This window comes from Planktothricoides raciborskii GIHE-MW2 (genome assembly GCF_040564635.1).
GTDB classification, from domain to species: domain Bacteria; phylum Cyanobacteriota; class Cyanobacteriia; order Cyanobacteriales; family Laspinemataceae; genus Planktothricoides; species Planktothricoides raciborskii.
In genome coordinates this window covers 3,142,287-3,154,768 of record NZ_CP159837.1, presented here as the reverse complement: position 1 = coordinate 3,154,768, position 12,482 = coordinate 3,142,287, and the positions used below count along the sequence as shown (strand labels likewise).

Genomic DNA, 12,482 nt, shown 5'->3' with positions numbered 1-12,482 from the left:
GAAGGGCTATATTTTACGCAAAGGGGTTAGCAAACAGTAGCACCAGTGCTACCACCAAGCCGTAAATCGTCAGTGCTTCCATGAAAGCCAAGCTCAACAGCAGGGTGCCACGAATTTTTCCTTCAGCTTCTGGCTGACGAGCAATGCCTTCCACAGCTTGTCCTGCGGCATTACCTTGACCTAGACCAGGACCGATCGCAGCCAAACCAACAGCCAGAGCAGCAGCGATAACGGAAGCAGCAGCAGTTAATGAATCCATGACTTTTCCTTAGTAGAGTACAAGTTAAACGACACAACGAAATTTATTTAAAGGGGCAAAATTTGCTTTGCCCAGGGCGATAAACATTGCGGGCGCAAGCGTTGCGCCCCTACAGCGTTTGCACCGGAGTCGGTGAGTAAACATTTAGACAAGACTGATTTGGTCTGTCCAATAATTACTCGTGATGCTCTTCGCCATGACCTTCAATCGCCTCTCCGATGTAAGCCCCGGCCAGGGTGGCAAAAATTAATGCCTGAATTGCACTGGTGAATAACCCTAAAATCATCACCGGCAGGGGGATGAATAAGGGAACCAGCAGAATAAACACTGCCACCACCAATTCATCGGCTAGAATGTTACCAAATAGACGGAAACTCAGCGAGAGGGGTTTGGTAAAATCTTCTAGGATGTTAATTGGCAGAAGAATCGGCGTAGGCTGAATATACTTCGAGAAGTATCCCAAACCACGTTTCTTCAGTCCAGCGTAGAAATACGCCAAGGACGTCAGCAGAGCCAATGCTACGGTGGTATTGATGTCACTGGTGGGAGCCGCTAATTCTCCGGATGGCAAGTGGATTAGTTTCCAGGGAACTAATGCACCTGACCAGTTAGAAATAAAAATGAACAGAAACAAAGTGCCGACAAAAGGCACCCACGGACGATACTCTTTTTCGCCGATTTGGGTTTTGGTCAGATCCCGGATAAAGTCCAGGGCATATTCCATCACGTTCTGGATGCCGCTCGGTACTCGTTGGATATTCCGAGTGGCGGCGAAGGATGCAACTATCAGTACAGCAATTACGAACCAGGAGGTCATTAATACCTGCCCGTGTAACTTTAAATTGCCTAACTGCCAGTAAAAGTGTTGGCCTACTTCTAATTCGGCGAGTGGAACAAGGTTAAATGTGTTTAACACCTCGATCATGTCCATTCAGGGATTTTCCCCGGAGGGAGTTGAGGTTTTCAATAGGTTTCTGACTTACTTAGATTCAGGCAGAAGGGTCGTTCGCAATACATAGACGATGATCGCAGCTTTATAAGTCAGAAATCCCAAAAATATGGGAATTATCTGTAGCTGATTCAATTGGGTGGCCAGTATCATCAAGCCAACAAACAGCCCTAGCCTGCCAGAGATTAATGGCGGAGCGGAACCGTTTATTTTCCCAACGTCTCTTGCCAACATTCTCAAGTAAACCACACCTGCGATCGCGCCGAGCAAATAATTCAATGCCATGTTTAGGGAGTAACCCCACCAAGTTGACATGAATATGATGGCCGTCATTGCTAGGGTGACTAATAACAACTGGTTTTGCAGGTCGTAATAGTCTTGCATTGCGGCATTTGGCTGGTTGTCCGCAGCCTCACTGGTGGTGAGTTGTTCTGCGGCAGCAAGGGTTGGTTCAGGAGAGTTATCAGGCAAATTCACAAGCTAAAATAAATTTTGACCAGATCGTTGACTGGTATGGAACAGACCACAAAAGATAATATCATGCCGTGCTGACAATGCTAAAAAAAAATTAAATAGGTATTTTTCTATATCGATAAAATGTAAATTTTTCACTTTTTTCTTGCTTTAATTAAAAAACTTGTCTTATCTATTTATTAGTAAAATTTTTTATTGATATTTAATTTGCATTAAAAAAGTAAAAAAAAGATTTACTCTGCTCCAGATTTAGCTAAAATCCGCCAAGAAGTAAGTATTCCTTGACATTTTCTCCTGATTTATCAAAAAATCGCCCATGAAGTTGTTTAGCGGCGGGAAATTATCGAGGGTATGGGATCTATCGGCGTGGGTCGCCAAACAGCAGCGATCGCCCCTACCCCAGAAACCCAAAACATGGGTTATAGTTTGGCGATCGCATAATTAATTATTACGTATCTGTCACAGAATATTGGCAGCATAAATATTGCAGCAAAATTATATGCAACAAATATCGTTCTAGCTTTTTGACAACTCCCCTGCCTAAAGGCGAGGGGATTCTCGCGTCATAGGGAGAGTCTAGAAGGAGTATAAACTCCAACCCCGACCTCTTTACCCTCGACGAGCGTTGGTACGACCTGCCCGACCGCACTTAATCCTCTTTGTTTGACCAGAATTGCGGCGGCCACATCTCTATCGGTGGTGTAGCCGCAATTATGGCAATAATGGACTCGTTGAGACAATTTCTTCCTACCACAGTTCACACCGCAATTAGGACAAATTTGAATCGTCCCATTCGCATCCACCTTGGCAAAATACACCCCTCTTTTCCCACAAACATGACTGAACTGAGGATTGTCAGAAACGAACCCCAGGACGCATCCAGACAAGCTTTTCTTAAAGCTGACCGCCCTAACGCCAAGAGGTTTAAATCCTCAGCAAAAATCATGCCTACACCATCGCAGAGATGATGGGCAGTTTTGAAAAAGAAATCCTTGCGGCAATTGTGTATTTTTTCGTGGAGTAGTCCAATTTGGCGTTTAACTCTCAACCACCGTCGCGAACCTTTTTTTTGATTTTTCAATCTCCGTTGCAGCAATTTCAGCTTGCCTTCAGATGCTTTGAAAAATTTGTGTCCTTTGATGAATTCGTTTTCGCTGGTGGCGAGAAAGTGATTTCGTCCTAAATCTATCCCAATAGCATAACCATGAGGCATAACATCGGGAACGTCAACATCGCACTGGATAGTGACGGTGAGGTAATAGCCACTGGCTTTCTTGATAACTCGAATCTGCTTGCAGATAAACCCGTCGGGAATATCTCTCGATTTGCGAAATGCGACCTTACCAATCTTAGGAAGGTCTATCGTGTTTCCTTCGATAGCGTTGGGTTTAACTTGGGGAAATACGAACGACCGCATCCGCTTTTTGAAACGGGGAAACCCAAATCCTCTCTCCCACATATTCACAAAAGCAGTTTCCAATTGTTTGATGGTTTGCTGCAATACTTGAGCTTGGGGGATTTTGAGATTCTGGTTTGAGAGTTTAGCCTGAGTTAGAGATTTACACTGACTGGCATAAGTTGGCCGTTTCGCTTCTGGAGAGATGATATATTCTGACTGAATCGAACATCGGTCGATCGGACACTTTCTACTGTTCACCCAGTCTTTCCTTTCCTTCAGCGCATAGTTATAAACCGAACGACAAACATCTAGCCACTCATCAATAGTGGTGGCTTGCCCCCAAGTCGGTATTAACTTTTACTGATAGGAAAGTAAGAGCATTCTAGAAAGGTTATGAGTATTTTGTCAGCATAGCATAATAAATAAAAATCCGTCCTTAAAGGACGGGGCTTTAAACCGAAAATTTTCGGTAACTATATCTGTTGCCATCCGCGATCGGCAAAAATCCGATGGTTCAGAAGCAGCAGGGGATGCAATTATTTTTGTCCCCTTGCTTATTTCTTTGGGTAGACTGGATGACTGAAGCGATCTTAGCTAGGCGATGATTCACAAATAGTGAGTAAAGATAAATCTCTATGCTTCACAAATATTGAGTAAAGATAAATCTCTATAGTTTGGGAAAAATCCCGATCGTTAGCGGATCATTTTTTGTCTAAATCGTCTGTAGCGCTATTTTAATTAGAAAGTCTCTTCAAATCTCTGATTTAGGCGATCCGCAAGCAAAATCAAAAAACCGGCCAGTTGTATTGGCCACGGGGCGAGAATAATCCCACAAATCAATAGAATGGCGGCGAGGGAAGCGGCCATTACCACCACGGTTTCTTCATGGGTATGACGTATTAGCCAAACAAAGAGAAAACCTGATACTAGAGTGACTAAGTAAGGAGGCATAGTTGCTGTTTCCTCATAAAAGGTAAGTGAAGTGTATAAGAAAACACATATTTTTTTGAGATTTTTTGATTGTAGCATTCGCTACTCTTTTGTAAAGAGATGATTGTCTGGAAGTTATGACAAATATTCATAATATTAAGAAAATAAAAAAATGGTATAAGTATGGCTTGTCAAAGGGTTTAAGCATTATTAGGCGATCAAAAACAGCAATTTTTGGAGAAAATTTTCCGCCAAGTCAAGCAATTGAGTTGTTAGCCAAACGTGGCGATCGCACGGAATTTGATTGGTTGAAGCCAGACTCACATTGCAGAGGTCAAGGTTCTGAGTAATGATTCAGAAAATAAGTTAGGGATTAAAACCGCATAAAGCTTACATCGTAAACCTTTGAGGTATTTTTTCCCGAAAATAAATTTCCCCAGATTCAGGGGTTGATGATTGGCTGATTCTGGAGAAAACTATGACTAAATTTTGATTACATATTCATTACATTTTTATTACATTTTTATTACATAGTCTGATAACTATGATGTAGGCTATAGGTTATATGTCAATTTTGCTGCGGTTGTCACCGCGAATTTGGCTGGGGAAGATCGGTCAGTGATCGACAGGATCCTACCCACTCAGTTTAGTCATCCTGGTACTGAACACCCCTTGACTCTATAAACCCCATCAACTTTTACACTGTTCTGACGGCGCTGTTCACGATAAATTAGAAAAGAAATTCGTATCCAACAACAATTAGGAGATCAATGGTTAGTCCAGACCAAGTAGAGGCAATGCTGAAAGCGGCATTACCGGACGCTGAAGTGCAGGTTCAAGATTTAACCGGCACCCGCGATCACTATCAGGTAGTTGTGGTTTCATCAGCATTTGCCGGGAAAACCATCGTCAAACAGCATCAAATGGTCTATGGCGCCCTGCAAGAAGCCATGTCTAGCGAAGCGATTCATGCTTTAAGTATGAAAACTTATACCCCAGAAGATTGGCAACAAGTTACCCAAGCGGTCTAGGTAAAATGAGATTGGACGGGTCAAAATCCGTTGACCGCGATCGCCTGCCTCAATTTTTCGTCTGTTTTTCCTAGAAGCGTGAAGATAGCGCTAAAATTTATCCCTAGAACGTACAACCAATCAGATAGTAAGACCCAAACATGACTCCGGAACTGAAAGAGCGAATCGATAATTTAGTCCATCAGAACAAGATTCTGGTGTTTATGAAGGGCAATAAACTCATGCCCCAGTGTGGTTTTTCTAATAATGTAGTCCAGATTTTGAATACTCTGGGTGTTCCTTACGAAACTGTTGATGTTTTGGAGGACTATGAGATCCGTCAGGGGATTAAAGAATATTCAAACTGGCCAACCATTCCCCAAGTTTACCTGAATGGGGAATTTATTGGGGGTTCTGATATTATGATTTCTCTTTATCAGAAAGGTGAGTTGCAACAAATGGTAGAAGTTGCATTGGCCTCTTAGATTTCCAGATTTTTTGACTAAAAAAATCCTTGTGTTTTACACAAGGATTTTTTTATGGGATGAATTATGACAAATTGGCGGTTTAAAGCGGATGGGTCACTGGGGCGGAAATTATGCCTTGGGCTTCGAGGTAAGCCGCAACTCGGAGAATTAATGATTCATTATAAGGTGCGGCAATAATTTGCACTCCGAATGGTAGATTATTTTGGCGATCGCCTCGGCAATGAATCGGCACAGATAAGACGGGTAAACCAATAAAAGAAAGGGGTTGAGTATAGAGTCCTAAGTTGGGACGCACGAGGATTTCTTGACCATCGATCGCCATTGTTTCTTGACCAAGTTTCGGGGCAACGATGGGAGTGGTGGGGGCAAGAATAATATCGACGGTTTGGAATATTTCTCGGAGGATATCCCGAAACCATTGGCGAAATCGCTGGGATTGAATATACCAATGAGCCGGAATTAAGGCACCAGCCAAAAAGCGATCGCGGGTGGCCGGGTCAAAATCTCTGGAGCGCGATCGCAGGCGATCTAAATGGAGATTTGCTCCTTCACAGGCGGTAATCACAAATGCCGCCGCCCTTGCCCGATCTGCGGCGGGAATTGTCACATTTTGTTGCACATTTAAGCCGTTGGCAATTTGTGCAACGGCGGCAAAAACTTCCGGTTGTCCTCCTTGGGCAAAATAGTCATTAGCAACGGCTATTTTTAATCCTTCAATGCCTCGATTTAGCTGAGGTAAACAAGGGTCAGGGTCTCGGTGGGTACAAACAGAATCTTGGGGATCTTGCCCCTGAAGCAGATCAAAAACAGCGGCAATATCGCGCACAGACCGAGCAAAAGGGCCAATATGATCTAAGCTACTGGAAAATAAGAATGTACCGGCACGAGATAGCCTGCCGTAAGTAGGTTTTAAGCCAAAAATTCCACAGAGAGAAGCGGGAACTCGGATCGAACCATTGGTATCAGAACCTAAACTAATGGGGACTAATCCGGCAGCAACCGCAGCGGCTGAACCGCCGGAAGAACCCCCGGCCACACGAGTTAAATCTCTGGGATTTTTGGTGGCACCATAATGACTATTTTCGGTGACAAATCCATAAGCATATTCATCCATATTTAAGGCACCAACTAGGACGGCACCGGCTTGTTTCAGTCGGGAAATTGCGGCAGCGTCTTGAGTGGCGGGGGGATTTTCGGCGTTAATTTTTGACCCGGCTAATGTGGTTAATCCGGCGATATCAAATAGATTTTTTACGGCAAAGGGAACTCCGGCTAATAGACCCGGATCTTCGCCTGTGGCAATTTTTTGATCGATCGCTTCTGCTTGGGCGATCGCACTTTCTGAAGTTATCGCCGTAAAACAATTTATCGGGGGATTTTTCCGGGCAATTTGGGCTAATGTATCCAGGATAACGGCTTTGGCGGTGATTTCTTGGTTTTTCACAGCGGTGGATATCGCGATCGCATCACCGTTGTTCAGGTCTATGCTCATTTTCAATTAGTGTTTAATCAGAATCTTTGGCGGCGGCTAAAAGTTTACTCAATTCAAATCAATTTAAGGGTCAAACTTGGGATCCGCTGCTATATTTTCCGGCAAAGGAAATTCTATCACTTGTTGAGCAATTTTAGCGATGCGTTGAAAATTAGCCACGACTCCAGCTTCACATTCTGGGGGAATAGGCAATTGGTTTAAAGCGGCAGTGTGTTGGATATAAGTTTTGAGATTAATTTCTTCCTGGTTATTCATTTCATTCAAGCACCAAAAAACATCTATTTTTTTATTTTATCTTGTTTGAGATAAATCAGAAAATTAAACCGGGTGAATTTCCACCCGATCGCGTCCGTATTTCTTGGCTTTATAACAAGCGGCATCCGCTTCACTTAAAACACTTTGTAAATTAGCAGTATTGGCATTAATTGCCACCAAACCAATACTCACCCCTATCATAAAAGTATGCTGCTCCCAAACAAACTCAAAAATATTGATACTTTCACGCATAGCATTGGCCACTCGTAGGGCTTCATTCACGGAACAATTATAAAGAATAGCGGCGAATTCATCTCCACCGAGTCGTCCCAGCACATCACTTTTTCGCAAATGACTAGATAATAAAGTGCTGATTTGACGCAGCAATTCATCTCCCGCTGCATGACCACTGGTATCGTTGACAATTTTAAAGCGATCCAGATCCAGATAACATAATGTATGTTCCAGATTATCCACTTGAGAATTAATCACTGCGGATTCTAGACGGCGTTCAAATTCCCGTCGGTTAATTAAACCTGTTAACGGGTCGTGACTCGCTTGCCAAGATAACTGACGGGCCATATTTCGCGAGTGGGTCACATCCCGAAATACTAAGACGGCTCCAACAATTTTGCCATCACTGGCCCGAATGGGGGCAGCGGTGCAATTAATTGCCAATTCTTTGCCATTTCTCACCATCAGCACACTTTCATGGGTATTATCCACAAATGTTTCGCCGAGTAATGCCGCTTCTATGGGATTTGGTAAAGGATCTTTGCTTTTTTCGTGGACAATTTTAAAGACTTCTGTCACCGGCAACCCAAAGGCTTCTTCTGCTTCCCAAGTAAGGATTTCTTCTGCCATTTGGTTGATTAATTGAATGTAACCATGAGCATCGGTGGTAATCACTCCTTCGCCAATGGATTGTAAGGTGACTTGGGCTAATTCTTTTTCTTGAAATAATGCTTGTTCTGCCCGTTGGCGATCGCGAATTTCTCGCCGCAGTTTTTGGTTGGCTTGGGTCAACGCTGCGGTGCGTTTGGCCACTAATTCCTCCAAATTTTCTTTATACTGCCAAAGCTGTTCTTCCGCTTGCTTGCGTTCCGTAATTTCTTGGCCACTAATAATTGCCCCTAGCGCTTCTCCTTGAGTATCAAATAACGGCGTCATATTCCACAATAAAATAGGCTGACTATTACCATCTTTGGTAATTCCCGGTAATTCCAAATCTCTTTGCGGGTTGCCATTAAATACTTCATTGAGATAATGAGAAACTTGTTCTCGCATTTCCCACGGCACACAAATATCTAAATAACTTTCTCCTAATACTTCGATATCTTGCCAACCATAGACTCGTTCCGCTTCTAAGTTCCACTGCAAAATTCGATGATCTGGGCCGAGAAAAATAATTACACTGCCAGCGGTTTGAATCAAAGACCATAAACGTTCTTGACTTTCTCTTAAGGCTTCTTGAACTTGTTTACGGCGAATCATTTCCGCGATTAACTCATCATTAGAAGTTTGTAAGGCAATGGTGCGTTCCATCACTCTGTTTTCTAATTCATGGTTAAGTTTTTGTAATTTTTCTTCCGTGCGTTGACGTTCTCTGATTTCTTGATGTAATTGTTCGTTACTTTTTATCAGTTGAATTGTTTGTTCGGCGATCGACTGTTGTAATCCTTCGATGACGCTAGACATTTCTAGGACATCAAAAACTTGGAGAATACAATGATGGGTTAACAGACCTAATACTTCTCCGCGATCGCCGCAAACCACTAATTGATGGGCTTGATGTTGCTGCATTTGCTGGTTTGCCACCCACAAAGATTCATGGGGGGCGATCTTTAATATCGGGCTACTCATAATATCTCGCGCCTGAGTTTTCTCCAAGTTTATTTCTAAAACTTGGCATTGCAAAATCTCTTGTTCTGAGACGCTCCCTACCGCCATTAAAGATTTTTGAGAAAAATTTGCCAGCCTCAGATAATTATCATGCCCATCGGAAATTAGTGGCTGAAATTCCTCACAGCCGATCGCCTTTTGCTTCCTAGTTTTATCGGGAGTTTTATCGGGAGTTTTATTGGGAGTTTTATCGGGAGTTTTATCGGGAGTTTTATCGGGAGTTTTATCGGAAGTTTTATCGGGGCTGGCGGTAATGACGATACAACTGGTTTTTTCCTTAGCCATTACTTGAATTAAACTGGCGACAGATTCGGTTTCTTCTGCTTGAATTACCTCTGCGATCATCACATCGCGGACAGTGCGCCATTGGAGTAGATTTGCCGGTTGTACGCAAGCGCGAATGGTTTCCGGGGTGACAATTCCAATCAGTTTTTGGTGGATATCTAATACCGGCAAATAGCGAATTTGATGCTCACGCAAGAGTGACAAAGCCGCAAATATATCTTGATGCTCTGTTTTCGTCAGCGTAATCACGGGGCGTCTCATCACTCGATCGATGGTGATTTGATTCGGGGTATTTAAATGATGATTTCCAATTAAATCGATGATATCTCGTTCAGTAAAAATGCCCAGTAGCTGCTGATTTTCCATCACCAGCACACAACGATGACTTCCCGTGTCGATCTGACTGGGTTCTGAAGTGAATCCAGGTAGCCGGCAGTTATGAGCATTTGCTTGGTTCATTAACTCGATGACTTGATCCAAAAGTCGGTCTGGCAAGACGATCAAGGGATTCGGATCAATTGCATTTTCTAACGGAGGGACGGAATTCCAATCGTTTTTGATAGACATGACCGATGGGGATGCACTTTCTTAGCTTGGCAGCCAAGTGGCTATTGAATTCTATAATATTCGATGTTTTATGATTAAGTTTTTAGCTCCAAGCTTGAAGCTTTAAACCAGTCAACTTCTCAGGGTTTCGCGGATCAGCGTGTCGCTTATAAGTCATCAGGTTTTAGCTATCAGGTTTTAGCTATCAGGTTTCAGGGGTCAGGTTTCAGGGGTCAGGCTTTAGGGGTCAGGTTTCAGGGGTCAGGTTTCAGGGGTCGGCTATCAGTAGGTTAACGAATAATTAATTATGATTCTTTAACAATTATTCATGGTTTTTCTTTGTGGCGATCGCTTCTTCTCCATCTAGTGCGACCTTTTAAGCGCCTAATAAGTCTCGCAAAACTCTAGCAATGCGATCGCTGCTATCGGGAACCGCGAGTTCTTGGGCTTTTTGAGCCATTTCTGGCAACAATGTGGGCGATTTGAGCAATTCTAAAACTTTTTGTTCGAGTAATTGCGCCGTTAACTCTCCTTGACTATAGGCGATCGCCGCTCCAACATCCGCAAACACCGCCGCATTAAACGCTTGATGATTTTCAGCGGCATAAGGATACGGAATCAAAATAGAAGGAGTCCGCGTCACCGCTAACTCAGTCAGGGTGCCAGCGCCAGCGCGACTAATCACCAGATTCGCCCGTTGCAAGAGTCCAGGCATCTGGTCGCAAAAAGCCCTGGCTAAATAGTGCGGATGTTGGAAACTACTCGCGTCCGGGTCATTGGTTCCGGTTTGATGGAAAATCCAGGCCCCCGCCTCTAACCATCGCGGTGCCGATTGGCGGACCAACTGATTAATCGCCACCGCCCCTTGAGAACCGCCGACGATCGCAATTAAAGGGACATTTTCCGGAATCGGTAAGTCCAAGGTCGAGGTTTCTAGAAATTGGTTTCTCACAGGTGTACCCACCATGACGGTTTTCGACCGGGGCAAATATTTGGCAGCGGCAGCAAATCCAATCGCCGTCACCGTACACCAAGGACTAAAGAAGCGAGTCACCTTACCCGGTAAAGCGTTAGACTCATGGAGAACCACTGGTAATCCCAGAGAACGAGCCGCAATAATCGCAGGTCCTGCAATATAACCGCCCGTGGTAAACACCCCTTGGAATTTCTCCCGTTTTAAGAGTTCTCTCACCTGAAAAATGGAGCGGATCAATCCAGTGGCTACCCGCAGAGTCCCCAATCCGAGGCGCTGCTGAAATCCTTCTACTGCTATGGTATGTAAAGGATAGCGACCTTTGATTAGCTGAGTTTCCATCCGGTTTGGCACCCCCAGCCATTCGATGTGATAATCACTCAACTGTTCAGCGGTGGCGATCGCAGGGAACAAATGTCCCCCTGTGCCACTCGCGGCTATTAGTAATCGAATCGATGCCTTACTCACGCCGTTTTCGTCTCCTCTCCGTTCCAATCAGCATACTTATTTCGTTTCAGGACTTGATTCTTATGCTCTGTCCTACCTGAATTGAACAGCTAAAATTTCACTGCTTCAATTGTCCAGTCCATTCTTTAACTTATCACCGATGCACAACTCTATCGTCTCATTCGCTCATTATTTCAGATCGCCGGATCTCTCGAAAAAAACAAAATTGATTGGTTTTGTAATGGGTTTAACCTTTTGCTGGAGTAGCATATTTCCTGGCAGTGCTGTGGCAGCGGCAAGTCCTGACACCGCCCCCCAAGAGTTGCAAACTCTCTTGCAACAAGTCGATGATGCAGCCAGCCAGCAAAATATTCGCGGGGTGATGAAATTTTATAGTCCCACTCTGACTCATGGTGATGGCTTAACTTATACCAATCTAGAACAGGCTTTACGGGAACTGTGGCAGCGTTATCCTAATTTGACTTATCGGACCGAATTAAAATCTTGGGAAGCTGATGGCAATGCCATTGTCGCCGAAACGGTGACGGAGATTAATGGGGTGCAAACTACCCCAGACAGAGAGTATCGTTTACGGGCTACAGTGCGATCGCGCCAACGCTACGAAAATCAACAAATTGTCCATCAAGAGATTCTCGCCGAACAAAGTCAGCTAACCAGTGGCGAAAATCCCCCCAATGTCCAAATCAATCTCCCGGATCGAGTCAAAATTGGTCGTCAGTACAACTTTGATGCCATTGTTTTAGAACCTCTGGGGGATGATTTACTCCTGGGTGCCGCCCTGGAAGAACCAATTAGTATTTTCGGATACATGAATCCTGCCAAGTTGGATTTACAACCCCTCAATGCCGGTGGTCTTTTCAAAATTGGTCAAGCCCCTTTAGTGGCCAATGACCGCTGGATTTCAGCAGTATTTATTCGTCATAATGGCATCACCTTTGTCACCCAAAGATTAGAGGTTTCTCAGTAATCAAACTGATTTAATTGATCCGGTCTAGTTCTTCCCTGTTTCCGGCAAAAAAATTAGGGGCAATCCAAGGCGCGGTGGTTGCCCC

General features: G+C 44.0%; 12 protein-coding genes and 1 pseudogene. 4 read left to right on the top strand and 9 right to left on the bottom strand.

The annotated features are described in order from the left end of the window. Positions 1–13: 13 nt before the first annotated feature. The 5 genes and pseudogenes from atpE to ABWT76_RS13280 all read right to left on the bottom strand — a co-directional run bounded on the left by atpE (position 14) and on the right by ABWT76_RS13280 (position 4,032). Positions 14–259: an ATP synthase F0 subunit C gene (gene atpE, locus ABWT76_RS13300; RefSeq protein WP_054469050.1), complete on the bottom strand. Its 246-nt coding sequence runs from the start codon at positions 257–259 to the stop codon at positions 14–16. A 175-nt stretch (positions 260–434) separates the two neighbouring features. Further along, positions 435–1,190: a F0F1 ATP synthase subunit A gene (gene atpB, locus ABWT76_RS13295; RefSeq protein WP_190879133.1), complete on the bottom strand. Its 756-nt coding sequence runs from the start codon at positions 1,188–1,190 to the stop codon at positions 435–437. A 48-nt stretch (positions 1,191–1,238) separates the two neighbouring features. Then, positions 1,239–1,685, bottom strand: coding sequence for an ATP synthase subunit I (locus ABWT76_RS13290; protein WP_231636900.1), 447 nt, complete (start codon positions 1,683–1,685; stop codon positions 1,239–1,241). Between the two features lie 560 nt (positions 1,686–2,245). Further along, positions 2,246–3,432: pseudogene (locus ABWT76_RS13285) on the bottom strand (RNA-guided endonuclease InsQ/TnpB family protein). A gap of 387 nt (positions 3,433–3,819) precedes the next feature. After that, positions 3,820–4,032, bottom strand: coding sequence for a hypothetical protein (locus ABWT76_RS13280; protein ID WP_054467508.1), 213 nt, complete (start codon positions 4,030–4,032; stop codon positions 3,820–3,822). 116 nt (positions 4,033–4,148) lie between these two features. Here ABWT76_RS13280 and ABWT76_RS13275 point away from each other — a divergent pair, with 116 nt between their 5' ends. From ABWT76_RS13275 to grxD, 3 genes are all read left to right on the top strand, one after another. Beyond that, positions 4,149–4,361 carry a hypothetical protein gene (locus tag ABWT76_RS13275; protein WP_156331859.1) on the top strand — a complete coding sequence of 71 codons (213 nt, stop codon included), beginning with the start codon at positions 4,149–4,151 and terminating at the stop codon, positions 4,359–4,361. Positions 4,362–4,781: 420 nt separating this feature from the next. After that, positions 4,782–5,042 carry a BolA family protein gene (locus ABWT76_RS13270; RefSeq protein WP_054467507.1) on the top strand — a complete coding sequence of 87 codons (261 nt, stop codon included), beginning with the start codon at positions 4,782–4,784 and terminating at the stop codon, positions 5,040–5,042. A 140-nt stretch (positions 5,043–5,182) separates the two neighbouring features. Beyond that, a complete protein-coding gene (gene grxD / locus ABWT76_RS13265; RefSeq protein ID WP_054467505.1) occupies positions 5,183–5,506 on the top strand; it encodes a Grx4 family monothiol glutaredoxin in 324 nt (107 codons plus the stop codon). Positions 5,507–5,588: 82 nt separating this feature from the next. Here grxD and ABWT76_RS13260 read toward each other — a convergent pair whose 3' ends face one another. The 4 genes from ABWT76_RS13260 to murG form a co-directional block, all read right to left on the bottom strand. Further along, complete coding sequence (locus ABWT76_RS13260; protein ID WP_190879135.1) at positions 5,589–7,001, bottom strand: AtzE family amidohydrolase; 1,413 nt, start codon at positions 6,999–7,001, stop codon at positions 5,589–5,591. A gap of 63 nt (positions 7,002–7,064) precedes the next feature. Then, complete coding sequence (locus ABWT76_RS13255) at positions 7,065–7,256, bottom strand: DUF4089 domain-containing protein (protein WP_054467503.1); 192 nt, start codon at positions 7,254–7,256, stop codon at positions 7,065–7,067. A 63-nt stretch (positions 7,257–7,319) separates the two neighbouring features. Continuing rightward, the gene (locus tag ABWT76_RS13250; protein ID WP_354636250.1) at positions 7,320–10,010 is read right to left on the bottom strand and encodes a diguanylate cyclase; all 2,691 of its coding nucleotides are present in this window, start codon (positions 10,008–10,010) and stop codon (positions 7,320–7,322) included. Between the two features lie 355 nt (positions 10,011–10,365). Then, positions 10,366–11,430: an undecaprenyldiphospho-muramoylpentapeptide beta-N-acetylglucosaminyltransferase gene (gene murG, locus ABWT76_RS13245; RefSeq protein ID WP_054467499.1), complete on the bottom strand. Its 1,065-nt coding sequence runs from the start codon at positions 11,428–11,430 to the stop codon at positions 10,366–10,368. A 205-nt stretch (positions 11,431–11,635) separates the two neighbouring features. On the opposite strand from murG, the gene ABWT76_RS13240 reads away from it, so the two are divergent. Further along, positions 11,636–12,397, top strand: coding sequence for a nuclear transport factor 2 family protein (locus tag ABWT76_RS13240; protein ID WP_156331858.1), 762 nt, complete (start codon positions 11,636–11,638; stop codon positions 12,395–12,397). Positions 12,398–12,482 lie beyond the last annotated feature (85 nt).

Coding starts and splice junctions, on each gene's coding strand:
- atpE (WP_054469050.1), bottom strand. CDS start 259: ATGGATTCATTAACTGCTGCTGCTTCCGTTATCGCTGCTGCTCTGGCT.
- atpB (WP_190879133.1), bottom strand. CDS start 1,190: ATGGACATGATCGAGGTGTTAAACACATTTAACCTTGTTCCACTCGCC.
- ABWT76_RS13280 (WP_054467508.1), bottom strand. CDS start 4,032: ATGCCTCCTTACTTAGTCACTCTAGTATCAGGTTTTCTCTTTGTTTGG.
- ABWT76_RS13275 (WP_156331859.1), top strand. CDS start 4,149: ATGACAAATATTCATAATATTAAGAAAATAAAAAAATGGTATAAGTAT.
- ABWT76_RS13270 (WP_054467507.1), top strand. CDS start 4,782: ATGGTTAGTCCAGACCAAGTAGAGGCAATGCTGAAAGCGGCATTACCG.
- grxD (WP_054467505.1), top strand. CDS start 5,183: ATGACTCCGGAACTGAAAGAGCGAATCGATAATTTAGTCCATCAGAAC.
- ABWT76_RS13260 (WP_190879135.1), bottom strand. CDS start 7,001: ATGAGCATAGACCTGAACAACGGTGATGCGATCGCGATATCCACCGCT.
- ABWT76_RS13255 (WP_054467503.1), bottom strand. CDS start 7,256: ATGAATAACCAGGAAGAAATTAATCTCAAAACTTATATCCAACACACT.
- ABWT76_RS13250 (WP_354636250.1), bottom strand. CDS start 10,010: ATGTCTATCAAAAACGATTGGAATTCCGTCCCTCCGTTAGAAAATGCA.